At 72.9% G+C, this 23470-nt stretch carries 17 protein-coding genes; 7 read left to right on the top strand and 10 right to left on the bottom strand.

Features of this window, described 5'->3' with window-relative positions; all coding sequences use genetic code 11:
* Positions 1-264: 264 nt before the first annotated feature.
* Positions 265-969: a TetR/AcrR family transcriptional regulator gene (locus ACFYS8_RS04195; RefSeq protein ID WP_387635456.1), complete on the bottom strand. Its 705-nt coding sequence runs from the start codon at positions 967-969 to the stop codon at positions 265-267.
* A 228-nt stretch (positions 970-1197) separates the two neighbouring features.
* Here ACFYS8_RS04195 and ACFYS8_RS04190 point away from each other — a divergent pair, with 228 nt between their 5' ends.
* Both ACFYS8_RS04190 and ACFYS8_RS04185 read left to right on the top strand, forming a co-directional pair.
* Positions 1198-2655, top strand: a complete 1458-nt coding sequence (locus ACFYS8_RS04190; protein WP_387636838.1) for an APC family permease — start codon at positions 1198-1200, stop codon at positions 2653-2655.
* Between the two features lie 39 nt (positions 2656-2694).
* Positions 2695-4335 carry an amidohydrolase gene (locus ACFYS8_RS04185; protein ID WP_387635454.1) on the top strand — a complete coding sequence of 547 codons (1641 nt, stop codon included), beginning with the start codon at positions 2695-2697 and terminating at the stop codon, positions 4333-4335.
* Here the strand turns inward: ACFYS8_RS04185 and ACFYS8_RS04180 are convergent.
* From ACFYS8_RS04180 to ACFYS8_RS04160, 5 genes are all read right to left on the bottom strand, one after another.
* Entirely contained in the window at positions 4322-5404 is a 1083-nt protein-coding gene (locus ACFYS8_RS04180; RefSeq protein WP_387635451.1) for a UDP-N-acetylmuramate dehydrogenase, read from the bottom strand. The two genes, ACFYS8_RS04185 and ACFYS8_RS04180, sit on opposite strands and share 14 nt — an antisense overlap.
* Entirely contained in the window at positions 5377-6450 is a 1074-nt protein-coding gene (locus ACFYS8_RS04175) for a serine hydrolase domain-containing protein (RefSeq protein ID WP_387635448.1), read from the bottom strand. Before ACFYS8_RS04175 ends, ACFYS8_RS04180 begins: the two co-directional genes overlap by 28 nt.
* Positions 6447-7754, bottom strand: coding sequence for a UDP-N-acetylglucosamine 1-carboxyvinyltransferase (locus ACFYS8_RS04170; RefSeq protein ID WP_387635446.1), 1308 nt, complete (start codon positions 7752-7754; stop codon positions 6447-6449). Before ACFYS8_RS04170 ends, ACFYS8_RS04175 begins: the two co-directional genes overlap by 4 nt.
* 2 nt (positions 7755-7756) lie before the next feature.
* Positions 7757-8494 (bottom strand): hypothetical protein, encoded by a 738-nt coding sequence (locus ACFYS8_RS04165; protein WP_387635443.1) that lies wholly within the window; start codon positions 8492-8494, stop codon positions 7757-7759.
* Between the two features lie 103 nt (positions 8495-8597).
* Entirely contained in the window at positions 8598-9911 is a 1314-nt protein-coding gene (locus ACFYS8_RS04160; protein WP_387635440.1) for a helix-turn-helix domain-containing protein, read from the bottom strand.
* A gap of 220 nt (positions 9912-10131) precedes the next feature.
* Here ACFYS8_RS04160 and ACFYS8_RS04155 point away from each other — a divergent pair, with 220 nt between their 5' ends.
* From ACFYS8_RS04155 to ACFYS8_RS04140, 4 genes are all read left to right on the top strand, one after another.
* A complete protein-coding gene (locus ACFYS8_RS04155) occupies positions 10132-11511 on the top strand; it encodes an NAD(P)/FAD-dependent oxidoreductase (RefSeq protein WP_387635437.1) in 1380 nt (459 codons plus the stop codon).
* A 250-nt stretch (positions 11512-11761) separates the two neighbouring features.
* Positions 11762-12718, top strand: coding sequence for a hypothetical protein (locus ACFYS8_RS04150; RefSeq protein WP_387635435.1), 957 nt, complete (start codon positions 11762-11764; stop codon positions 12716-12718).
* A 46-nt stretch (positions 12719-12764) separates the two neighbouring features.
* Positions 12765-14621 carry an HSP90 family protein gene (locus tag ACFYS8_RS04145; RefSeq protein WP_387635433.1) on the top strand — a complete coding sequence of 619 codons (1857 nt, stop codon included), beginning with the start codon at positions 12765-12767 and terminating at the stop codon, positions 14619-14621.
* Positions 14621-17533 carry a hypothetical protein gene (locus ACFYS8_RS04140; RefSeq protein WP_387635431.1) on the top strand — a complete coding sequence of 971 codons (2913 nt, stop codon included), beginning with the start codon at positions 14621-14623 and terminating at the stop codon, positions 17531-17533. The genes ACFYS8_RS04145 and ACFYS8_RS04140 overlap by 1 nt, the downstream gene beginning before the upstream one ends.
* Before the next feature lie 68 nt (positions 17534-17601).
* On the opposite strand, the gene ACFYS8_RS04135 is transcribed toward ACFYS8_RS04140, so the two are convergent.
* The 3 genes from ACFYS8_RS04135 to ACFYS8_RS04125 form a co-directional block, all read right to left on the bottom strand.
* Positions 17602-19164 carry an adenosine deaminase gene (locus tag ACFYS8_RS04135; RefSeq protein ID WP_387635428.1) on the bottom strand — a complete coding sequence of 521 codons (1563 nt, stop codon included), beginning with the start codon at positions 19162-19164 and terminating at the stop codon, positions 17602-17604.
* A gap of 81 nt (positions 19165-19245) precedes the next feature.
* Positions 19246-20901 carry a phosphoglucomutase (alpha-D-glucose-1,6-bisphosphate-dependent) gene (gene pgm, locus ACFYS8_RS04130; protein WP_387635425.1) on the bottom strand — a complete coding sequence of 552 codons (1656 nt, stop codon included), beginning with the start codon at positions 20899-20901 and terminating at the stop codon, positions 19246-19248.
* Positions 20902-21095: 194 nt separating this feature from the next.
* Entirely contained in the window at positions 21096-21890 is a 795-nt protein-coding gene (locus tag ACFYS8_RS04125; RefSeq protein ID WP_387635423.1) for a LysR substrate-binding domain-containing protein, read from the bottom strand.
* 58 nt (positions 21891-21948) lie between these two features.
* Here ACFYS8_RS04125 and ACFYS8_RS04120 point away from each other — a divergent pair, with 58 nt between their 5' ends.
* Positions 21949-22338, top strand: a complete 390-nt coding sequence (locus ACFYS8_RS04120; RefSeq protein WP_387635420.1) for a DUF5997 family protein — start codon at positions 21949-21951, stop codon at positions 22336-22338.
* A gap of 49 nt (positions 22339-22387) precedes the next feature.
* On the opposite strand, the gene ACFYS8_RS04115 is transcribed toward ACFYS8_RS04120, so the two are convergent.
* Positions 22388-23290, bottom strand: a complete 903-nt coding sequence (locus tag ACFYS8_RS04115; protein WP_387635417.1) for a hypothetical protein — start codon at positions 23288-23290, stop codon at positions 22388-22390.
* Between the last annotated feature and the right edge of the window lie 180 nt (positions 23291-23470).

The following is a 23470-nucleotide window of genomic DNA, read 5'->3' as shown; positions in this document are numbered from 1 at the left end:
CCGTCTCCCTGCTTCCGCCCCCACGGCCGGCCGCCGGTGGCACGCCGGGCGCAGCGGAACCGCAGAAGTCCCGTTCGGAGTGGGGAGTTCACTCCGCGCGGGGGAGCCGGGCGGCCAGTGAGGTGAGGAGCAGGTCGAGTGCGAGCGGGTAGGCGCTGCGGCGCATGTCGGCATCCCGCCGCCCTCCGGCCCCCGCCGCCGTCTCCCTGCTCCCGCCCCCACGGCTGGCCGCCGGTGGCAGAAGTCCCGTCCGGAGAGGGGGGTTCACTGCTGCTGGGGGAGCCGGGCGGCCAGTGAGGTGAGGAGCAGGTCGAGCGCCAGCGGGTAGGCGCTGCGGCGCATGTCGGCGGCGAGCAGGTGGGTGGTGGCGGCGATGTGGGGGTGGGTGGTGGGGGAGAGGGTGCGGTAGGCGGTGTCCCAGACGGCGAGGTCGGCGTGCTGGGCGGGCGCGGGGAGGGCGAGCATCGCGGAGTCCAGGACGGCGAAGCCCAGGGCCTGGTCGATGAAGGCGTGGTACAGGCTGACGGCGTCCGGGTCGGGGAAGCCCGCGTCGCGCAGGATGCCGAGCATGGTTTCGATGGCGCGGATCTCGTTGGCGCGGCCGGTGGTGCGGTACGCGGCGAGGACGGCGGCCTGCGGGTGGGCGAGTGAGTGGGCGTGGATGCGCAGGCCGACCTCGCGCAGGTCGGCCTGCCAGTCGCCGGTGGGCTGCCAGCCGTGCAGGCCGCGGCCGATGAGTTCGTCGGCGACGGCGAGCAGCAGGTCGTCCGCGCTGTGGAAGTAGCGGTAGACCGCGCTCGGGTCCGCGCCGAGCGCCGCGCCGAGGCGGCGGACGGTGAACGCCTGTGCGCCGTGCTGGCCGACCAGGCGCAGCGCGGTGTCGATGATGACCTGCTCGGAGAGCACGGTGCCCTGCTTGGTGGGGCGCCGCCGCCGGCGTGCGGCCTCGGGGACGACTCGATCGCTCATGGTCGTCGAGCTTACGACAACAGCATTGACGTGTGAAGCGGAGCGCGGGTTTCATGGCGTGCCACCGGCCCTCCCGCCGGAGCACCCCCCACCCCGGCGCGCCGCCTGCTTCGCGGCCCGCCGTCGCACCTCCGCGCCCGCCGCCGAACCCGGCCGAAGCGCCCCCAACTCGCGCCCGCCGCACGGGCGTTCCCCCATGACTGAATCGGCGGTGATCCCTTGGCAACGATGCTCAAGGACAACGGCAGCAGTACCTCCACCCCGGGCGCGATGCGCAAGTCGGTCGGCGTCGGCGCGGTGGTGGTGATCGCCGCGTCCAGCACGGCCGCCACCACCTCGATCGGCATCGGCCTGGGCCTGATGGCGGGCGTGGTCGGGCTGCACCTGCCGGCCATCATGCTGCTGGCGTTCCTGCCGGTGCTGGGCATCGCCTGCGGCTACGGGCGGCTCAACCGGGTCGAGCCGGACGCGGGCAGCTCGTACCGCTGGGTGGGCCGGGTGCTGAGCCCCTGGCTGGGCTTCCTGACCGGCTGGGTCAACATCCTCGCCACCATCGTCTTCATGGCGTACACCACCACGGTGACCGGCTCGGCGCTCATCCAACTGGTCGGAAAGGCGGGCCTGCACGCGCTGCCTGGCGTGGAGCTGGACGCGGACTCCAGCCTCCAGTGCACACTGATCGGCATGCTGGTGCTGGTGGGCGCGACGGTGGTCGCGGTGCGCGGACTCGACCTGGCAGCGGCGTTGCAGAAGTACCTGCTGATCTTCGAGTACGCGGTGCTGATCGCGTTCTGCGGGTACGGGCTGATCGCCGGCGACCAGCCGTTCAGCCTGTCCTGGTTCAACCCCTTCGAGCTGACCTCGCTGAGCGCGCTCGCCCAGGGCATGGTGCTGGCGGTGTTCTGCTACTGGGGGTTCGAGTCGGTGTTCAGCGTCGGCGAGGAGGTGCACGACCCGAAGGACGCCACCCGCGGCGGCCTGTGGTCGCTGCTGCTGATGCTCGGCCTGTTCCTGTTCGCCGGAACGGCCTTCCAGCGGGTGCTGCCGCTGGACGAGTTGGCCGACAACGGCGCCACCGGCCTGGCCTACTTCGCCGAGAAGCTCGCCGACCAGCCGCTGGCCGCACTGCCGCTGGTGGCTCTGACCTGCTCGGCGGCGGCCTCGCTGCAGGCCTCGGTGATCCCGACCGCGCGCGGCGCGCTCGCGATGGGCCGCGACGGCACCCTCGGCAAGGTGTGGACGCGCCTGCACCAGCGCCACCGCACCCCGTCCACCGGAACCTGGCTGATCACCGGCATCTCGCTGACGCTGGCCAGTCTGTCGCTGGTGATACCGACCGTCACCGAACTGATCTCGGCGACCGTCAACGCGATCGGCATCGTGGTCGCCCTCTACTACGCGCTGGTGGCGATCGCCTCCGCCGTGCGGTTCCGGCACCTGCTGCGCGAGGACTTCGTCGAGGGGCTGAAGGCGGTCGTCGCACCGCTGCTCGGCGGATCGGTGCTGCTGCTGGTCGGTGGCTACCTCGCCTGGACCTTCTACGACTCCACCGACCACTTCGAACTCGCCGCCGACAACGGCTGGTTCGAGCTCTCGGTGCCGGTGCTGATGATCGGCTCCGGACTGCTGGCCGCGGCCTGGTCGTGCTGGGGGCGCCGCTCGCCGTACTTCACCACCAATAACTGACGTATCGTCACATCCTCTGCGCCACTTGGAGATTCCCGCATGAACCACGCCGACCTGGTCTTCTCCGGAGGGCCGATCCACACCGGCGACGCCGCCCGCACCCGGGCCAGCGCGCTGGCCGTCACCGGCGAGCAGATCACCGCCGTCGGCCACGACGAAGTCCGGGACCTGATCGGCCCGGGCACCGAAGTCGTCGACCTGCACGGCAAGTTGCTGATCGCCGGCTTCCAGGACGCGCACATCCACGCGGTCTACGGCGGCAACGAGATGGCCTCCTGCGACCTCACCGGCACCGTCACCGTCGACGAATACCTGCAGCGGATCGGCGAGTACGCGGCCGCCCACCCCGAGAAGGAGTGGATCACCGGCGGCGGCTGGTCGCTGGAGAGCTTCGACGGCGGACTGCCGACCCGGCAGCTGCTCGACCGGGTGGTGCCCGACCGGCCGGTGCTGCTCGCCAACCGCGACCACCACGGCGCCTGGGCCAACTCCCGTGCGCTGGAAGCCGCCGGGCTCGACCGGCACACCCCGGACCCGGCCGACGGCCGGATCGAACGGGAGGCCGACGGCACCCCGAGCGGCATGCTCCAGGAGGGCGCGGTCGGCCTGGTCGGCCGGCACGCCCCGTCCGCCACCGCCGCCGACCTCCTGGCCGCCCTGCTGAGCGCCCAGCGGATGCTGCACTCGCGCGGCATCACCGCCTGGCAGGACGCCCTGCTCGGCGAGTTCGGCGGCAACCCCGACCCGTCCGACGCCTACCTCACCGCCGCGCAGGACGGCACGCTGACCGCCCGGGTGGTCGGCGCACTCTGGTGGGACCGCGAGCGCGGCGCCGACCAGATCCCCGAACTCGTCGCCCGGCGTGAGAAGTACAGCCACGGACGGTTCCGCGCCGGGGCGGTGAAGATCATGCAGGACGGCATCGCGGAGAACTTCACCGCCGCCCTCACCAGCCCGTACCTGGACGGCTGCGGCTGTGCCACCGGCAACAGCGGCCTGAGCTTCGTCGACCCGCTCGCGCTGCGCGAACACGTCACCGCACTGGACGCGCTCGACTTCCAGGTGCACTTCCACGCCCTCGGCGACCGCGCCGTCCGCGAGGCACTGGACGCCGTCGAGGCCGCCATCACCGCCAACGGCCGGCGCGGCAACCGCCACCACCTCGCCCACCTGCAACTCGTTCACCCCGACGACGTGCCCCGGTTCGCCGCACTCGGCGCGATCGCCAACATCCAGCCGCTGTGGGCCGCCCACGAACCCCAGATGGACGAACTCACCATCCCCTTCCTCGGCCCCGAACGCGCCGCCTGGCAGTACCCGTTCGGTGACCTCCTGCGCGCCGGCGCCACCCTCGCCGCCGGCAGCGACTGGCCGGTCTCCAGCCCCGTCCCGCTCGAAGGCCTGCACGTCGCCGTCAACCGCCGCGAACCCGAAGCCGACCCCACCACCCCCGTCTTCCTCCCCGACCAGCGCCTCGACCTCGCCACCGCCCTGGCCGCCTACACCTCCGGCACCGCCCACCTCAACCACCTCGACACCACCGGCACCCTCCGCCCCGGCCACCTCGCCGACCTGGTCGTCCTGGACCGCGACCCCTTCGCCGCCCCCGCCGAAGAAATCGCCGAAACCCGCGTCCTGCGGACGTATGTGGGTGGCCGGGCGGTCTTCACCGCAGAGTAGGCCGCCGCCGGCCGCCGGGTTCGCACCGGTCGTTGACGAGCCACGTTCCGACAGCGACCGGTTCGGGCCGCAGCGTGATCGAGGTCGCCGCCTCGACGCGTTCGGCGAGGGCGGTCAGTACGCGGGTGAAGTCGCTCGCGGTGGCGTCGCCGTGGGCGCTGAGGGTCAGGGTGCGGGCCTCCGAGCACCGGACGTTCTCGGTGATTCGCCGGCCCGGGTGGCAACCGGCGAGTTCGAGGAACCACCCGGCGCCGGCCCGCAGTTGTCCGTCGCTGTCGGTGTGGACCGGGCAGCCTGCGGCCGACCAGCGCTCTGCCTGGACCGCGGTGACGGCAGGATTGAGGAACACGGAGCCGACCTGGCGGGCGTCCGGGCTGTGCGGATCGAGAAGCAAGCCGCGGCGGTGGCGGCTGGCGAGGACCGCGGTGGTGACTTCGGCGACGGGAGGAGTGGCCCCGGCCCCGGCGCCGAGTTCGTCGATCAGCGGCCGGTAGCGGACCGGTGCGGGTGGGGTACGGAGGAGCCGGACGGTGACGGTGAGAACGGTCCAGCGGCCGGGGCTGTTCTTGAACCGGCTGTCGCGGTACCGCAGGCGGCAGGCCCGGCCGGGCAGGGTGCGCAGGATGCCCGACTCCCAGTCCCACGCGGTCAGGTGGTCGAGGACGTCACCGATCTGCTGACCATAGGCACCGGCGTTCTGGACCGGTGCGGCGCCGACAGTGCCGGGAATCCCGGCCAGGCACTCCACCCCGGACAGTTGTTCGGCGGCGGCCCAGGCGACCAGGTCGGCGAGCGGGTGCCCCGCCTGCGCCGTCGCCAGTACGGTGCCGTCGGCCTGCTTCTTCACGCTGATGCCCCGGGTGTTCATCACCGCGATGGTCCCGGCGTGCCCGGAGTCGGCGCCGATGACGTTGCTGCCGTGGCCGAGTACGAGCGGGCTGAACTCGCCACGGCCGCGGACGGTTTGGACAAGCTCCGGCCAGTCGGCGGGATCGGACAACCGGAGTGGTTCGTCGATCGGCCCGCCCAGTCGCAAGGTGGTCAGGGACGCGAGCGTGGTGCGGGGCACGGCCGGCCCTCCCGGGGTGCGTCGGTGATCGCCTTGAGAGCGACGGCCCGCAGTGGGGCGAGGCGGGTGCGGTTGTCCTGGTGGTGGTACACGGCGTTGGTGCAGATGGCCAGATAGCGGCCGGTGGCCGGGGAGAGGTACAGGCTGGTGCCGGTGAAGCCGTGGTGGTACGCGACTCGGCCGCCGTCGGCGAGGATCCAGGCCAGGCCCCGGCGCAGGCCGGGCTCGATCTCGGCCACCGGGTGCAGGCTGTCGGCGAACCAGCGGCCGAGATTGTCGTCGGCCGGGGGTGCGGCCAGTAGGCGCATGGCGAAGACGGCGAGGTCGGCGGCGGTGGTGAACACGCCCGCGTGGCCGGCGACTCCGCCGAGCAGGGCGGCGTTGTCGTCGTGCGGGGTACCCCAAAGGCGGGGCCCGCCCGGCAGTCGCTGCTCGGTCGGGGCAACGTCGCGGGAGCGGGCGACGGGCCCGAACGTCGTGCTGTTCATGCCGAGGCCGCGCCAGAGGTCGGCGGCGAGTTCGTCCAGGCGGTGGCCCCGGGTGTGGGCCAGGGCCAGGCCGAGGAGAACGAAGCCGCGATTGATGTAGCGGTGGCCGGTGCCGGGTTCGGCCATCAGTGGTTCGCCGCAGATCAGTTCGGCGAGCGGTTCGGTGCGGCCCCGGTACTGGTCGAGGCGGGTGTCGGCGCGCAGTCCGGAGGTGTGGGTGAGGATTTGGCGCGGCGTCACCTGGCCGCCGGGCGCATCGGCCGGGATCGGCGGCAGCAACTCACGGACGGGGGAGTCCAGGCCGAAGCCGTTGGCGCGGGAAGTGCCGGCCAGCGGCCAGGTGGCCAGGATTTTCGTCAGCGAGGCGACGTCGTACACGGTGTCCGGTCCGGGCCTGGCGTCGCCGCATTCGGGGGCGACAACGCCGGCGCTCAGGTAGCCGGGAGCGGTGTCGGCGGTGCCGTGGGCGATGACGCCGCCCGGCACGATGCCGTCGGCGGTCAACAGCTCCAGGTGCTCGCCCAGTTCGGCGAGCAAGGTCGAGTCGAACGGTGTCATTTCAACTCCTGAGGAATCGTCAGGTCGGCGCCGAGGGAGGCGAGTTTGTTCAGGAGGCCGCTGTATCCACGTCGCAGGTGGTAGAGGCCGCGGATGGTGGACGCGCCCTCGGCGGCGAGGGCGGCGATCACGAGCGCGGTCCCGGCGCGGATGTCGTCCCCGGTTACGTCGGCGGCCTTGAGTGCGGTGCGGCCGCGTACGGTGATCACCGGGCCGGTCGTGCTGACGGCGGCTCCGAACGCGGCCAGAGCGGGAAGATGGGTGTCGCGTCGGGTGTAGATCCGCTCCTCGATGCAGGAGATGCCATCGGCCTGAGTGAGGTAGGCGGTCAGCTGGGGCTGCGCGTCGGTCGGGTAGCCCGGGTGCGGGCCGGTGGCCATTCCGACGGGGCGGGGCCCGGACGGTGCGCCCACCGTCGTTCCGCCGTCGACCGGGTCGAGCCGGATGCCGGCGTTGGTGAGGACGGACGCCAAGCCGTCGGGGAACCAGATCGGGGGGAAGCGGTCGAGGTGGACGGTGCCGCCGGTGATCGCGGCGGCCAGCACGAGAGTCGCGGCTTCCAGACGGTCCGGCGGGACGGTGAAGTCTCCACCGGCGATGCGGTCGGCGCCGGTGACGTGCAACGCGGCTCGCCCCTGCCACTCGATCGGGACTCCGGCGTTCGCCAGCAGGGCTGCGGTGTGGGTGACTTCGGGCTCCACGCTGGGGTTGAGGATCGTGGAGGTGCCCGGCGTGCGGGCGGCCAGCAGCATCGCGGTCACCGTCGCGCCGAGGCTCGGGCCCCACGAACGGGTCTCGGCATCGGTGACGAACGGCCGCCGCCTACCGGTGAAGCGGGCCCGTACCAGGCCGTTGTCCACCTCGACCGCCGCTCCGGCGGCCTCGATCGCGGCCAGGTGCCGGTCGATGCGGCGCACACAGAAGGCGTCCCCGCCGGGGGTGGGGAAGGTGACCTGCCCGGCGCGGGTCAGCAGAGCGCCACCCAGTACCGGGGTGGTGCGGATCCGCCTTCCGAGGTCGTCGGGGACGACCGGCAGGTAGCTCGTGGCGGGGCGGGTGGTGAACTCCTCGCCGGCCACGGCGGTCGGGGTACCGGTGCGGTTCAGGATCTCGGCGACAACGCCGGTGTCGAGGATCGCGGGAGCGCCGTGCAGGACGAGCGGGGCATCCGCGAGGATCGCGGCGGCATAGAGGTGCAGGGCGATGTTCTTGCTGCCCTGGACGGTGGTGCTTCCGGTCAGGCGACGGCCGCCGGTGATCTGCACGGCCAGTTGATCGGTCATGGTGGTGCCGGTGATGGACATGGTCACCTTCCCTGGCTTCCGGCGGGGAAGAATCCGCCGACCTGGGTCCTCGGGTAGAGCAGGGTGTGCGCGCCGATCAGCGTGGCGGGCTGGAGCACGGTGCCTGCGGGGACGATCACGCCGTCGCCGATCACCGCACCGAACTTGGTCTGTCCGGTGGGCAGTCGGCACCCGTCCAGGTACGCGCAGACCTCCTCGGTGGCCGGTTCGGTGACCGGGCCGGAGGTGATCCGCAGGCCGGTGGTGGAGACGAACGCGCCGATGTTGACGCCCAGCCCGAGCACGGAGTCACCGACGAAACCGGCGTGCTTCATGAACACCCCGCCGGTGAGCAGGGACCGGGTGATCTCGGCGCCGTGGCCGATCCGGCAACCGGGGCCGATGACGGTGCTGTCGCGTACCCGGGCACCGGCCTCGACCACCGCGCCGGAACAGACCAGCACCGGTCCGGTGACGAACGCGCCTTCGGCGATGACAGCCCCGGGCGCCACGATCACCCGGCCCCGGACGGTGGCGCCGGGTTCGACGACCCCGGTGGCCTCCGGCAGTTGGACGTCCAGGCGTCCGGCCAGCAGGTCGGCGACGGCCCGTTTGATGTCGAAGACCGTCGGGCAGCGCAGCAGGGACCGAACCAGCGGGTCTGCCACCTTCGTGAGGTCGATGTAGTAGGAGGGGCTGAGGCGTTCGTCGGCGAGCGCGCGGGCGGAGTTCGGCTGGGGTGTGGTGCTGAGTGATGCCATGGGAGGGCCTTCGGCAGCAGCGGGAGCTGTGGACGTGCCCAGTGAACTGCCGAAGCCGGGGCAGGATCCGTAGTCGGGCTCCGGGCCGTAGTACGGCTACGGGTCAGCCCAGTTGCACGCCCGCCCGGGCGGCGAAGTCGCGTACGCCCGGCAGCCGGCGGTCGTGCCTCAGCAGCTGAGTGGCCAGTTCGCGGACCGCACCGCGCCGCATCTCCTGCGGGGCAGCCGCCTCGGCGGCGAGCAGCGCCCGGTAGCACTGCTCGGGCCTGCCCCACTGGCCGAAGGCCCTGGCGACGTCGGTGAAGAACCGGGCCTGGCGCTCGGGCGTCGGCAGCGTCGTCGGGTCGATGGTGCGCGCCAGTTCGATCGCGCGCCCGGAATCGCCCAACTCGTAGTGCACCGAGACCTGGTGGAGTACCGCACCGCGCGTGCCGTCCACCATGCCGGAGCCGCGCCTGGCCGCGGCCGCACTGTCGGCGGCCTCCCGGATCAGGGCGTACGCGTAGGCCCGGTCGCCCGTCTTAGCGGCGGTGTAGGCGGCGGTGGCGTACAACTCGCCGCGGGTGGCGAGGCGATCCCGCTCCGGGACTGTGGTGTCGGCCAGCAGATCCTCGGCCGCGACTACTGCCAGGTCGGTCGCACGGGCGAGACTTCCCTGGCGGCGCCAGGAACTCGAGACCATTCGCCGGGCCTCGGCGGTGACCAGCGGATCGCCGCCGGAGCGGGCGGCGGTCAGCGCCCGGTCGGAGGTGATGACGACGAGGTTGTTGTCGCCGACCTTGATGCACAGCCTGGTGGCGATGTTGAAGAGCTGCGCCACCGCGCGGGCGCGTTCCTCCGGTGCCCCGACCATCTCGGCAGCGGCGATCCGGCCGGGCAGGGCGCGAGCCAGGGTGTCGTAACGGGCGTCCTTGAACTCCCGACGGGACGTCAGAACCGAGTCGCCGACGGTCTTCCGGGTCGGGTCGGTGCGCGGGGCCGGGATCCGCCCGGTGCCGTACAGCAGCAGGTCCTCCAGGTCCGAGAGACTGCCGGCGGTGGCACTCGCTGTCGGTGCGCCCACGATCGGCGCGAAGAGGGCGGCGGCCGCCGCAGTCACGACCTGGCGGCGTCGCACATCGTCCTCCTCGGGACCGGAAGTGCTCGCCAGCGTAGCGGAGGGCGGCTTGCGGGAACGGGATCTCACCCGATCGACGGCGGGCTGCGGCAACGCGATCAGCTCGGCCAACTCCGCGCCCAGCAACCCGGCCAGCCGTTGCAGGATCGTCAGGTCCCTGACCTGTTGCAGGTCCCGTTCGACCTGCGACATCCAGTCCTCGCTGCGGCCGAGTTCGGCCGCGAGTCGAATCTGTGTCCAGCCGAGTCCCGCGCGGCGAAGCGCGACGAACCGGCCGAACGTGACGCCGCTGTTCCCCACGCCGGACCCTCGGCTTCCGTGTCGGCTCCGCTACGGACCGCTACCGTACCGATCGGCGGCCTTCGATCGGTAGTGAACGCGCCTGTCGCACCGGCCGGGCAGTGTGTCAGGGCGAACTGGACCGGACTGACACGGTGTCCGTTGCCCGGCTTCCGGTGGCGCGAATAGCGTCCGAGCACGCGGGGAGGGCCGGAGTTCAGGGAAGGCAGGGCTGGTGGACATGACCACCGTCAATGGCGGCGTCTCGTTCTGGTATGCGGCGAGTGGGCTGCCCGAGCGGCGGGCGGGGCTGGTGGGGGAGGTGGAGGCGGACGTCTGTGTGGTCGGGGGCGGGTACACCGGGCTGTGGGCCGCCTACTACCTGAAGCAGGCCGCGCCCGAGCTCGAAGTGGTGGTGGTGGAAGGGGAGTTCTGCGGGTACGGGGCGTCCGGGCGCAATGGCGGGTGGCTGTACAACGGGATCGCCGGGCGCGGGCGGTACGCCCGGTCGCACGGGGAGGATGCGGCGCGGCGGCTCCAACTCGCCATGAACGACACGGTGTCGGAGACGCTGCGGGCCGCCGCCGCGGAGGGCATCGACTGCGACGCGCACCGGGGCGGGGTGCTGGAGATCGCCACCTCGCCCGCCCAACTGGCCCGGCTGAAGGAGAGGTTCGCGCACGAGCAGGCGTTCGGCGCGGACCAGGTGGAGTTGCTGAGCGCTGCGGAGACGGCCGAACGGCTGTACGTGCCGGGCGCGTTGGGGGCGACCTGGACGCCGAACGGGGCGCGGGTGCACCCGGCGAAGCTGGTGGTCGGGCTGGCCGCGGCCGTCGAGCGGTCGGGGGTGAGGATCTACGAGTCGACGCCCGTCACCGCGATCGCGCCCCGGAAGGTGAGTACGGCGCGGGGTGGGGTGAAGGCCCGGGTGGTGCTCCGGTGCACGGAGGGCTTCACGGCCAACATCGCGGGCCAGAAGCGCAGTTGGCTGCCGATGAACTCCTCGGTGATCGCCACCGAGCCGCTGCCCGCCGAGGTGTGGGAGGCGATCGGCTGGGAAGGCCGCGAGGTGCTCGGCGACGAGGCGCACGCGTACATGTACGCGCAGCGCACCGCCGACGACCGGATCGCGCTCGGCGGTCGCGGCTACCCGTACCGGTACGGCTCGCGGATCGACCAGGACGGTGCCACTCCCGACGGCACGGTGGCCCAACTCCGGGAGATCCTGCGGAAGATGTTCCCGGCCGCGGCCGAGGCCCGGATCGACCACGCCTGGTCCGGCGTGCTCGGCGTGCCGCGCGACTGGTGCGCCACCGTCGCTCTCGATCCGGCGACCGGAGTCGGCTTCGCGGGCGGCTACGTCGGCAGTGGCGTCGCCACCACCAACCTGGCCGGCCGTACGCTGCGCGACCTGACGCTGCGCCACCTCGGCAAGGGAGGGCGGACCGAACTCACCGAGCTGCCCTGGGTCGGCCACCGGGTCCGCCGCTGGGAGCCCGAACCGCTGCGCTGGCTCGGCGTGCACGCGCTGTACGCCGTCTACCGGCACGCCGACCGCCACGAGCACGCCCGCACCTCCGCGCTCGCCACCCTCGCCGACCGGATCAGCGGGCGAGGGTGAGTCGCGGGTGAGCCGCGGATGAGTCGGAGATGAGCCGGGGATGAGCCGCACCGGACAGGTGCGGGTGAGCCGCGGATGAGTCGGAGATGAGCCGGGGATGAGCCGCACCGGACAGGCCCTGAGCAGGGCTTCGATGTCCGGATGCCGGAAACGATTCGCACACCTGTCGTGCGGGCGTGATAGGAATCTCCGTCCGGGGCGGCCTCACGGCGGCCCCTGTGGATCGGTACGGCACAAGGGGACCGTGGGGATGGGACTGTTCGACAGGCTGTTGGGTCGGCTGGGCAAGGGCGCGCCCGCGCTCGACCCGACATTCGGCGACCCGGAGCTGAAGCTGCTGCTGGAACGCGGCCGGGCCGGCGACTGGCCGGGCGTCCGGGCCGTGCTGGAGCAGGCCCGGGACCAGGCCGACCTGGTGCTGATGCTCGACCTGGTCTCCGACCTGTCGGGCAGCGAGGAGTGGCTGGCCCGCGCCGTCGAGCAGGATCCCGAGGATGCCCTCGCGCTGCTGGTCTGCGGTGCGCGGCAGCTGGTCTGGGGCTGGGAGGCCCGTAGCGGCGCCTACGCCAAGTACGTTCGCGAGGAGCAGTGGAGGCTGTTCGGCGAGCGCCTGGAGCGTGCCGAGGAGCAGCTGTTCGAGGTCGCCGAGCGGGAGCCCGACTGGCTGGGCCCCTGGTACTTCCTGCAGGTCACCGGCCGTGGCATCTCCGTCGCGACGGGCGTCGCGACCCAGCGCTTCGACGCCGCCGTGCGTCGCTTTCCGCACCACCCGGCCTCGTACCGGCAGCGCCTGCAGCAGCTGTGCGCGAAGTGGGGCGGCTCGCACGAGGAGATGCACGACTTCGCCCGCACCTCGATGCTCGCCGCCCCGGAGGGCAGCCGGCTCGGCGAACTCGTCGCGCTCGCGCACATCGAGCACTGGCTGAGCCTCGACAACGGCGAGGACGGCCGCTACATCCGCGACGCCGCGGTCGCCCGCTCCCTGCACGAGGCCGCCGAACGCTCCATCTGGCACCCAGGGTTCGTCCGTGACCGGACCTGGATCGGCGCCCACAACGCGTTCGCGATGGCGTTCTCGCTGAGTGGTGAACACCGGGCCGCGGGCCGGGTGTTCACCGAGCTCGACGGCCGCGTCACCAGGTCCCCGTGGCAGTACCTCGGCGACCCGGCGGACGCCTACCGGAGCCGCCGCGCCATCGCCCCGTGACCCGCACCGATTCCAGAAGCGAACCCCGAAGCGAAGGACCCGCCCGGTGACCCCGAACGACCCCAGCGCGCACACCTTCCAGGTGGACCTGCGCGGACTGGTCGACCTGCTCTCCCACCACCTGTACTCCAGCCCGCGCGTCTACCTGCGCGAGCTGCTGCAGAACGCCGTCGACGCGATCACCGCCCGGCAGCAGCTGGACCCGGCCGCGCCGGCCGCGATCACCGTCACCACCGGCGACGAGTTCTCGGTGGCCGACACCGGCGTCGGCCTCACCGAGGCCGACGTGCACACCTTCCTCGCCACCATCGGCCGCAGCTCCAAGCGCACCCCGGACGGCGCCCTGGACGCCGGTCAACTCGCCGACGCCCGCCAGGAGTTCATCGGCCAGTTCGGCATCGGCCTGCTGGCCTGCTTCGTGGTCGCCGACGAGATCACCGTCCGCACCCGCTCCGCCCGCACCCCCGACGCCCCGGTGATCGAATGGCGCGGCCGCTCCGACGGCCGCTACACCATCACCACGCTGCCCGCCTCCGCCCGCCGCGAGCCCGGCACCACCGTCACCCTCACCCCGCGCGCCGACGCCGAGGAGTGGACGTCCACCCGCCGGGTCACCGAACTCGCCCGGCACTACGGCAGCCTGCTGCGCCACCAGGTGACGGTCGTGGACGCGGCCGGGCACCGGACGCGGATCAGCGAGACCCCCGCGCCCTGGGCCCGCCGCCACGACACCCCGGCCGCCCGCCGCGCCGCGCTCACCGCGCACTGCCGCGACACCTTCGACTTCACCCCGCTCGACACCATCGAGCTCGACCTGCCGCTGGTCGGCCTCAGCGGCGTCGCCTACGTGCTGCCCGAGGCCGTCCCGCCGTCCCGCCGCGCCGGGCACCGGGTGCACCTCAAGGGCATGCTGCTCTCCGACCAGGCCGACGAACTGCTGCCCGACTGGGCGTTCTTCGTGCGCTGCGTGGTCGACGCCGAGCGCCTGCGCCCCACCGCCTCCCGCGAGGCGCTGTACGCCGACGAGACACTCGCCGCCGTCCGCGAGGCGCTCGGGCTGCGGATCCGCGACTGGCTGACCGGCCTGTCCGCGTCCGACCCGGCGCTGCTGCACCGCTTCCTGTCCGTGCACCACCTGGCCGTCAAGTCGCTGGCCCGGCACGACGACCAGCTACTGCGGATGCTGCTGCCCTGGCTGCCGTTCGAGACCACCGACGGCAACGTCACGCTCGACGAGTTCGCCCGCGCCCACCCCGTCATCCTGGTCACCCGCACCGTCGAGGAGTTCCGCCAGGTCGCCCCGATCGCCGGTGCCGCCGGCCTCGGCGTCGTCAACGGCGGCTACACCTACGACCGCGACCTGGTGCACCGGCTGCCCGAGATCCGCACCGGCACCACCGTCGCCGACCTCGACCCGGCCACCGTCACCGCACACCTCGACAACGTCGACCAGGCCACCGAACTCGCCGCCGCCGCGTTCCTCGCCACCGCCCGCGAAGCACTCGGCCGGTTCGACTGCGACGTCGCGCTGCGCACCTTCCACCCCAGCAGCGCCCCCGCCCTGCTGCTCGACGACCGGGAAGCCCGGCACGAGCGCACCCGCAGCCAACTCGCCGACCAGGCCGACGGGTTGTGGGCCGACATCCTCGGCTCGCTGGGCAGCTCGGTGCCGCGCGCCCAGCTCGTCCTGAACCACCTCAACCCGCTGGTCCGCCGCGCCGCCGCGATCCGCAACCCCGAACTCGCCACCACCACCGTCGAAGCGCTGTACGGCCAGGCCCTGCTGCTCACCCGGCGCCCGCTCAAGGCGAGCGAATCCGCCCTGCTCAACCGCTCGTTCCTCGCCCTGCTCGACCACGCCATGCTCGGCCACGAGCCCACCACGCCGCACCGGGAGCCGTGATGCTCGACACCATCGACGCCGTCCGCGCCGCCCTGCGCGCCAACGACGAACAGCCGCACGGCCGGCAGCGCACCGTCACCGCCGAGGAACTCGCCGACGCCGCCGAGCAGTTCGACGACCCCGAGCTGCTCGCCTACGCCCTCCTCGACCTGATGGAGGCGTACGAGAACGACGCCGAACGGCGCAAGCTCCCGGTGGTCTTCGCCCGGATCGTCACCCTGCGCAAGAAGCACCCCGAAGGCTTCGACGGCTGGGCCGAACGGGCCACCGACTGGCGCTACAAGTGGGTCGCGCACGCCCTGCGCAGCGTCCCGGACGTCCCGCTGGAGGCGGTCCGCCGCTGGCACGGCGAACTGCGCGAGCACTACCGCGCCGCCGGCCACGACCTGCAGCCCTACTACGGCGAGCAGTACCACCTCGCCGCGCTCACCGGCCAGGGCACCGAGAACGCCTTCGACCTGTGGGCCGGCCGCTCGCGCTCCTCGCTCAGCGACTGCCGCGCCTGCGAACTGCGCGCCCAGGCAAAGCACTTCGTCCGCCTCGGCAACGACGCGCGGGCGCTGGAGACATGGCGTCCGGTGCTGGACGGCGAACAGTCCTGCGGCGAGGAGCCGCACGTCAGCCGCGCCCACGCGCTGCTGCCGCTGCTGCGGGCCGGCCGCACCGACGAGGCCCGCTCCTGCCACCTCACCGGCTACCGGTGGGCCCGCGGCCGCGCCCGCGCCGCCGAGGAGATAGGCCTGCACCTGGAGTTCTGCGCCCTCACCGGCAACGAACCGCGCGGCCTGGAGATCCTCGCCGACAACCGCGACCTGTTCGGCCGGCACGGCGACCCACTGGCCCGCCTGTACTTCCTGACCGGCACCCAGCAGTTGCTCGCCCGGCTCGCCGCCACCGGCCACGGCGACGTCCCGGTGGCCGGCCCGCCCGGCAGGAACTGGACCGTCACCGCGCTGCTCACCGAGCTCGGCACCGAGGGCGACGCGCTCGCCGCCCGCTTCGACGACCGGGGCGGCACCGCCGCCGTCGGCGACGCCCGCCGCGAACGCCTGGCCCGCACCCCGCTGTTCGCCGAACCGTTCGCCCTCGGCCTGCGCGCCGCCACCCCTGTGCCCGCGCCGGTGCCCGCCGCCGCCCAGCCTGCGGAGAGCACCCCCGCCGCCACCGAGACGCTGCCCGAACTCGTCGCCCGCGCCCGCGAGTTGCACGAGCAGCGGCACCCCGAGGCGCTCGCCCTGTGGCGGCGCATCGACGCCCTGGTCGGCGCCGACGGCTACCGGCACCCCGACGACCCCGACCTCGGGTCGCTCGCCCTGCTGCGCGCCGAGATCGCCGAACAGCGCGCCCGCCGCGACGGCCTGAGCGACGACGAACTGGCCGCGCACTTCACCGAGGCCGCCGAGCACTACGAGCAGGCCGACCGCCCCGCCCAGGCCCTCGGCTGCCGCGCCCTCGCCGCCGCCCTGCCCGAGCAGGACGCCGACACCGACGCCGCGACCACGGCGGAGCTCGACCGGATGGAGGAGCGGGCCCGCGAGCTCGTCGAGGCCGGGGCCACCCGGGCCGGCGACGCCCTGCTCACCGTGCTGAACGCCAAGGCCGTCGTCGCGATCCGCCAGGACCTGCCGGACGCCCACCAGTACGCCGCCAACGGCCCCGAACCGTGCGACCTCAGCCGCGCTGAGGCCGCCGTCACCCGCCTGCGCGCGGAGGCCGCCCGGCAGGACGACACCCTGATGGAGGTCACCGCCCGGCAACTCCTCGCCCGCGCCTACTTCCTGACCGGCCGCAAGCAGGAGAGCGCCGAGCTGATCCGGGAGTCCGAGCGCCGGATCGAGGCCGCGGGCCTCCCGTGGAAGCTGGTCGGCATCCACGGCTGGCTGGCCGAAATCGCCCTGGACGCCCAAGAGTTGGACCGCGCCGAGGAACTCGCCCAGCGCGGGCTGAAGCTCGCCGCCCAGTACGGCGACCGCACCGCCGTCCCCGCCCGGGTGCAACTGCTGCTGGCCCGGGTGCACCTTGCCCGCGACGAGTACGAGTCCGCCGCCCGCGCGTTCACCGAGGCCGCCGCCCGCCACGACCACGCCGGGCAGGCCGACGAGGCCGCCTCCGCCCGCGGCCGGCTCGGCCAGGTGCTGGCCGCCGCCGGCCGGTTCTCCGACGCCGCCGCCGTCCTGGAAGCCGTCCGCCTGGAGCCCGGATTCGCCGACCTCGCCATCCACGAACAGGTGCACATCCGGCTCAACCTCGCCCGCACCCTGCGCGAACTCGACGAACACCGGGACTCCGCCGAGGAGTTCCTGCGCGTCGCCGACATCGCCGCCGGGTGGGACGACCGCGAGATGCACACCATCGTCGCCTGCGAGGCCGCCGTCGCCCTGGCCCGCACCGGCCAGTGGCCCGCCGCCGACCTCGCCCGGCAGCGCGCCCTCGACAGCCACCGCACCGCACCCCACGCCGACGCCGCCTTCGACATGCTGCTGCGCCTCGCCCGGTTCACCGCCGACACCCGCGGCCCGGACGGCGAGGACGAAGCCGTCGCCCGGCTCGCCGAGGCGGCCGAACTGGTCGAAGCCGCCCGGCGGGACGGCCACGCACTCGCCTGCGACAGCGCCGAAGGCAGCCTGCACGACACCCGCGCCCGCACCCTGATCGGCCTCCGGCGCCCCGAAGAGGCCCTCGCCGAGATGGAGCTGGCGATCGAGGCGTTCGGCGCCGCCGGCCCCGAGGGCCACCTCGCGCGCGCCGAATCGATCCGCTACGCGGCCCTGATCGAGGGCAGCCGCCTCGACCGCACCCAGGAGGCACTGACCAGGCTGGAGGCCGCCAGCGCCTGGTGCCGCGAGATCGGCGAACCGCAGGCCGCCGAAGTCCTCGACGGCCTGCACACCCACCTGCGCCGCCAGCACTGACCTGTTGGTATGCGGGCGGCCCGCCGGGGATCCAACTCCCGGCGGGCCGTTCGTCCTTGGAAGCACGGCTACTTGCCGCGCAGCACCGCCTGCTCGAAGTCCCGGTAGGCGCCCTCCATCTGCCACTCCAGGGCCGCCTTCGGGTTCTCCCGCAGCAGCGCCGCGCACGCGCCCGTCGGCGTCGTCCCCAGCGGGCGGTCCTGGCACTCCGCCACCGGCAGGTACCCGTCGCGGTCCTTCCACAGGCTGCGCCCGGCGACGAAGCCGTACTCCAGCGACGTGCGGGCCAGGTCCTTCAAGTCCCGGTAGCTCAACCGGTAGGTCAGGGCGGCCCGGACGTACTCGTGGGTGATGTCGATCCGCTCCACCCCGGGGTCGTCCGTGGACAGCGCCACCGGCACGCCGTTCTTCCGGTACAGCGCGATCGGGTGGTCCTGGCCGGAGACCTGGAGGATCTGCTCGTTGGAGGTGAGCGGCACCTCGATCAGCACCTTGCGTTCGGCCAGGGTGCGCAGCAGCTCCGCCGAGTCGTCCTCCTGCGCCACGTCGACGCCGTGCCCGATCCGCTCGGCGTGGCCGGTCAGCACCGCCTGGCGGATGTGGAAGCGCAGGTCCTCGGGCTTGACCAGGCCCGGCACCAACTCGCCCGCGTGCAGGCTGATGTGGGCGTTCGGGTAGAACGGGTGCAGGAAGTCCAGCATCCGCATCTGGAGGCTGTAGTTGTCCAGCGCGGCCCGGTGGTCCTCCGGCTGCACCAGGTTCACGGCGACGAACCGCTCGTCCTGCGAGGCGAGTTCCATGCCGAGCAGCAGCTCGGTGAAGACCCGCGCCGGGCCGGCCGCCCGGGACACCTGGGACTGGACCCGCACCGTCACCGCGCAGCCCGGGCGGGCCTGCTTGGTGCCGCACTGCGCGGTGTCCTGGTACTCGGCCGTCGCGTGGTCGAGGTCGGCGCGGGCCTGGTCCACCAGCCGCTGGACCTGGCCGTCCGCCAGCAGCTTCTCGCGCAGCGCCGTGAAGTCCGGGTCGAAGCCGACCTTCGCCGCCAGCGCCGCCGGCCCGCCGAAGGCCGGCGTCACCATGGTCTCCAGGTACATCTGGTGCTGGGCGGCCATGGTGTCGGTGACCTCGGCCAGCATCCGGCCCGGGTGGCGCCAGCTGGCCTCGCCGAACTTGCCGAAGGTGGCGAAGAAGTGGTCGTGGCCGGACTCCTCACCCGGCGTGAAGTCCTGCATCGACCAGGCCCGGATCACCTGGGCGCGGAACTCCTGGTCGGTCACCGCGTCCTTCGCGGGGCGGGCGGTGCCCTCGCACGGCCCGGTCGCCGAGACGAACGTCCCCGAGTCGATGCACAGTTCGTCCTCGGCGGCCAGCTGGATCAGCAGTTCGGTCGACACCGCACCCGACAGATGATTGTGCAGGTCACCGCCCTTGGGCAGGGCCCGCAGGAAGGCGTCCAGCCGGGCCGGGTCCTGCCGGATGCCGTCCAGGTAGGCGGAGACCCTTCCCTCCATCGGGCGCCCGCCGGGCAGTGGCGCCCCGGCCCGGGCGGGGGCCAGCGGCGCGAGCAGTGCCGCGCAGGCGACGAGAGCGGCCGTGGTGGTACGGCGTAGCGAGATCATGGACGTCATGCTGACGATCCGTCAGGTGCCGTACCACGTACGGCCGCTCGTGTCGCGCGGCACCATCCGAAAGAGTGGCGGCCGGGTCTCTCAGGCCTTCGCCAGCACCTCGCCCACCAGGCCGCGGGCCTCGTCCTGGACCTTCGTCAGATGGTCGGCGCCGAGGAAGCTCTCCGCGTAGATCTTGTACACGTCCTCGGTGCCGGACGGGCGGGCCGCGAACCAGGCGTTCTCGGTGCGGACCTTCAGGCCGCCGATCGCCGCGCCGTTGCCCGGGGCGTGCGTGAGGACGGCGGTGATCGGCTCACCGGCCAGCGTGTCGGCGGCGACCCGGGACGCGTCGAGGGCCGCCAGGGCGGCCTTCTGCTCACGGTCGGCGGGGGCGTCCACCCGGGCGTAGACCGGGTCGCCGTGCCGGGCGGTGAGGTCGCGGTAGTGCTCGGACGGGGTGCGGTTGGTGACGGCGGTGATCTCGGAGGCCAGCAGGGCGAGCAGGATGCCGTCCTTGTCGGTGGTCCACGGCGAGCCGTCGAGGCGCAGGAACGACGCCCCGGCCGACTCCTCGCCGCCGAACGCCACCGTCCCGTTCAGCAGCCCGTCCACGAACCACTTGAAGCCGACCGGGACTTCGAGCAGGTCCCGGCCGAGCGCACCGGCCACCCGGTCGATCATCGAGGAGGACACCAGCGTCTTGCCGACCGCGGCCGCCGCCGGCCAGCCGTCACGGTGCCGGAACAGGTAGTCGATGGCGACGGCCAGATAGTGGTTCGGGTTCATCAACCCGCCGTCGGGGGTGACGATGCCGTGCCGGTCGGCGTCCGCGTCGTTGCCGGTGGCCAGCGTGAACGCGTCCCGCTTGCCGATCAACGAGGCCATCGCGTAGGGGGAGGAGCAGTCCATCCGGATCTTCCCGTCCCAGTCCAGCGTCATGAACCGCCAGGTCGGATCGGTCAGCGGGTTGACCACCGTCAGGTCAAGCCGGTGCGTCTCGGCGATCCGCCCCCAGTACGCGACGGACGCGCCGCCCAGCGGGTCCGCGCCGATCCGCACGCCCGCCGCCCGCACCGCGTCCAGGTCCAGGACGGCCGGCAGATCGTTCACGTACCCGCCGAGGAAGTCGTAACGCCCGGTGGTGCCGGCCGCCAACGCCCGGGCGTACGGCACCCGTTGGACGCCCTTCAGCCCCGCCGCCAGCAACTCGTTGGCGCGGCGCTCGATCCAGCCGGTCGCGGTCGAATCGGCCGGGCCGCCGTGCGGCGGGTTGTACTTGAACCCGCCGTCACCGGGCGGGTTGTGCGAGGGCGTCACCACGATGCCGTCCGCGAGCGCTGACGGACGGGGGCGGCCGGTGGCCCGGTTGTGGGTGAGGACGGCGTGCGAGACCGCGGGCGTCGGGGTGTAGCCGTCCGCCGAGTCCAGCAGCACCGTCACACCGTTCGCCGCCAGCACCTCCAGCGTGGTGACCCGGGCCGGCTCGGACAGCGCGTGGGTGTCGATGCCGAGGAACAGCGGCCCCGTGGTGCCCTGTTCGGCCCGGTAGTCGCAGATCGCCTGCGCCGTCGCCGCGATGTGGTCCTCGTTGAACGCCGCCCGCACCGAGGAACCCCGGTGACCGGACGTGCCGAACGCCACCCGCTGCCCCACCTCCGCCGGGTCCGGATGCAGCGCGTAGTAGGCCGTCACCAGGCGAGCGACGTCGATCAGATCCTGCGGCTGCGCCGGCTGCCCGGCCCGTGCGTGCACCATCGTGGCTCTCTCCTCGGTCGGTACGGCAAGGATGCCTGCCGACCATGATGCGGGCCACACCGCGCCAACTGCGGGAACGCGACAGCGAAGCCGACGACGGCTCAGCGCTTGCGGCCCCGCGCCGACGACGGCTCAGCGCTTGCGGCCCCGCGCCGACGACGGCTCAGCGCTTGCGGCCCCGCGCCGGCGACGGCTCAGCGCTTGCGGCCCCGCTTCGCCTGGCCCTGCTTCGCCTGGCCCTGCCGGGTGGTGGCGGCGCGCTGGCCCGGCCGCGGCTTCTGCTGCCGACCGCCCGGCTGCGCCTGGGACTTGGCGGGAGCCTTCTTCGCCGCGGGCTGCTTCTTCGCGGGCTCGGTGGCGGCCCGGCCGCGGGAGCTGTTCGCGGTGCGGCCGCGCACGATGCCGATGAACTCCTCGACCAGGTCGGTGGTCGCCTCCTCCGGCCAGGCCAGCGCCACCTGCGACTGCGGGACGTCCGCCAGCACGCGGTAGGTCAGGTCGCGCCGGTGGTGCAGCCGGGCCAGCGACTGCGGCACCGCCAGCACGCCGACGTTCGCCGCCACCAGCTCGATCGCGTCGGCCGTGGTCTCCGGACGCTCGAACGCCGGGCGTCCCGGCAGGCCCTCCGGCCACTCCAGCACGTCGTCCTGCGGGTGGAAGACGATCTCCTCCGCGAGGTCCGCGACCGAGACCTCCTCGGCGGCGCCCTCGGCGGCGGCCAGCCAGTGGTCCTTCGGGAACACCACCACGGTGGTCTCGGTGTACAGCGGGATCGCGCTCAGCACCGTCCGGTCCACCGGCAGCCGCACCAGGCCCGCGTCCGCGCCGCCCGTCAGCAGAAGCTGGTGCCCGGCGACGGGCGTGGACTGCAACAGTTCCAGCGGGACGCCGGGCAGTCGCTCACCCCACACCCGCAGCCACTTGGTCGGCGTCACCCCGGGCACGTACACCAGGCGGAAGGAAGGGGAAGGCTGCTCGATCTCGGTCACACCGTCCAGGCTACCTACCGTGACCTGGGCAGGTGCGCGCTCCCTATACCCTTGGTGCATGACTACGCCCAAGCCCAAGAGCTCCCAGACCATGAAGCCCGCGACTGCGGCCAAGAAGCTGGGGATCTACCTGGCGGCGACCCCCGCCGAGTTCCAGGCGGGCGTCGTCTCCCGCGACGAGCTCAACGCCATGCAGGCCACCCCGCCGCAGTGGCTCGCCGACCTGCGCCGCAACGGCCCGCACCCGCGCCAGACGGTCGCCGCCCGCCTCGGCATCTCCGTCACCGGCCTCAACCGGGCCGGCATCGCAGAGGCGCTCACCACCGAGCAGATCGACGCCCTCCGCGAGGAGAACCCCGACTGGCTGCAGCGCGAGCGCACCATCCAGGCCGAGGTCCGCAAGGAGGCCCAGCGGCTCAAGGACAAGCCGGCGCCGAAGAAGAAGTAACCCCGGTACTCACGCGCGGGGCGGTTCGTCCGCCCCGCGCGTTCTTGCGTCAGCTGCCGGTCTTCGCGCCCGCGATGAGCTTGGTGAAGTCCACCGTGTCGCTCTCGTTCGGGGCGGTGGCCGCGACCGCGGTGCCGTAGTCGGAGTAGGTCGCCGTCGCGGTGATCTCGCCGGCCTTGCTCTGCATCTGCTCGACCTTCTTCACCAGCAGGTTGTCACCAGTGACCCACACCTCGATGTGGTCGCTGGTGATCCCGGCGGTGGTGAACTGCTTCTGCAGCGCGTCCGCCTGCTCCTGGGTGAGCCCCTTGGCGGTGGCCTGCGCGATGTCGGTCGCCGACAGGTCGCCGCTGTACTTGGTGGCCTGGGCGCCGTTCACGGTCTCCGTCCCGGCCTTGGTGACCTTGCCGGAGGCGATCAGGGCCCGCACCGAGGCGACCGGGTCGGAGCTCTGCAGCTGGCTCTTCAGGCTGTCGCCGGCCGGGCCCATCAGCCGGGCGAGGTCCGCGTAGTTGTACTTGATCCAGTGCGCGCCGCCGAGCTGGGAAGCCATCGCCGAGCCCATGTTGACGTACATGGCGTCGCTCAGATAGCGCGCCGTGAAGGTGCCGTCACTGCCGGCCTTGGCGAGGTTCTCGGCCATCGCCCCGCCCATGGTGCCGGTCAGCTCGCCCAGGAGACCGTGCTCCCAGGAGATCGCGCCCTTCACGGTGGTGGCCTTGCCGGTGCCGACCTGCATGGTGACCTCGGACTTGGCGGACTTGGCCGCGGAGGTCTTCTCGCCCACCAGCGCGAGCGCCGCGGCGGGCGCCAGCTCGGGGGCCGAGGAGGTGGCCGCGCCGCCCTTGTTGCTTACAACATTGCCGTCGGCGTCCTTGTTGCCGCAGGCGGTCGCGGTCAGTGCGAGCACGACGGCGGTGGCGGCGAGGAACGTACGTCCGGTCCTGAACATTCTGGTTCTCCCCCTGGAAACGGTCCCGTACCGCTCCCATCTCTTTCGTGGCGGACTCTAGCTCACGGCGGAGACAACCCCGCAGGAGGTTTCCCGGCCACCCTGCGGCGGGCTTCGCGGCGACCGTGCGGCGGGCTTCGCGGTGACCCTCCGGATGTTGCATTGCGATGCTTCATGTTC

It is taken from the genome of Kitasatospora sp. NPDC004615 (assembly GCF_042873545.1).
In the GTDB taxonomy this organism is placed as follows: Bacteria; Actinomycetota; Actinomycetes; order Streptomycetales; family Streptomycetaceae; genus Kitasatospora.
This window is presented reverse-complemented; position numbering and strand designations above follow the sequence as displayed.

Excerpts from the sequence above, each read along its gene's own strand:
- ACFYS8_RS04195 (WP_387635456.1), bottom strand. The coding sequence starts at position 969 with ATGAGCGATCGAGTCGTCCCCGAGGCCGCACGCCGGCGGCGGCGCCCC.
- ACFYS8_RS04190 (WP_387636838.1), top strand. The coding sequence starts at position 1,198 with ATGCTCAAGGACAACGGCAGCAGTACCTCCACCCCGGGCGCGATGCGC.
- ACFYS8_RS04185 (WP_387635454.1), top strand. The coding sequence starts at position 2,695 with ATGAACCACGCCGACCTGGTCTTCTCCGGAGGGCCGATCCACACCGGC.
- ACFYS8_RS04175 (WP_387635448.1), bottom strand. The coding sequence starts at position 6,450 with ATGACACCGTTCGACTCGACCTTGCTCGCCGAACTGGGCGAGCACCTG.
- ACFYS8_RS04170 (WP_387635446.1), bottom strand. The coding sequence starts at position 7,754 with ATGTCCATCACCGGCACCACCATGACCGATCAACTGGCCGTGCAGATC.
- ACFYS8_RS04165 (WP_387635443.1), bottom strand. The coding sequence starts at position 8,494 with ATGGCATCACTCAGCACCACACCCCAGCCGAACTCCGCCCGCGCGCTC.
- ACFYS8_RS04155 (WP_387635437.1), top strand. The coding sequence starts at position 10,132 with ATGACCACCGTCAATGGCGGCGTCTCGTTCTGGTATGCGGCGAGTGGG.
- ACFYS8_RS04150 (WP_387635435.1), top strand. The coding sequence starts at position 11,762 with ATGGGACTGTTCGACAGGCTGTTGGGTCGGCTGGGCAAGGGCGCGCCC.
- ACFYS8_RS04140 (WP_387635431.1), top strand. The coding sequence starts at position 14,621 with ATGCTCGACACCATCGACGCCGTCCGCGCCGCCCTGCGCGCCAACGAC.
- ACFYS8_RS04135 (WP_387635428.1), bottom strand. The coding sequence starts at position 19,164 with ATGACGTCCATGATCTCGCTACGCCGTACCACCACGGCCGCTCTCGTC.
- pgm (WP_387635425.1), bottom strand. The coding sequence starts at position 20,901 with ATGGTGCACGCACGGGCCGGGCAGCCGGCGCAGCCGCAGGATCTGATC.
- ACFYS8_RS04120 (WP_387635420.1), top strand. The coding sequence starts at position 21,949 with ATGACTACGCCCAAGCCCAAGAGCTCCCAGACCATGAAGCCCGCGACT.
- ACFYS8_RS04115 (WP_387635417.1), bottom strand. The coding sequence starts at position 23,290 with ATGTTCAGGACCGGACGTACGTTCCTCGCCGCCACCGCCGTCGTGCTC.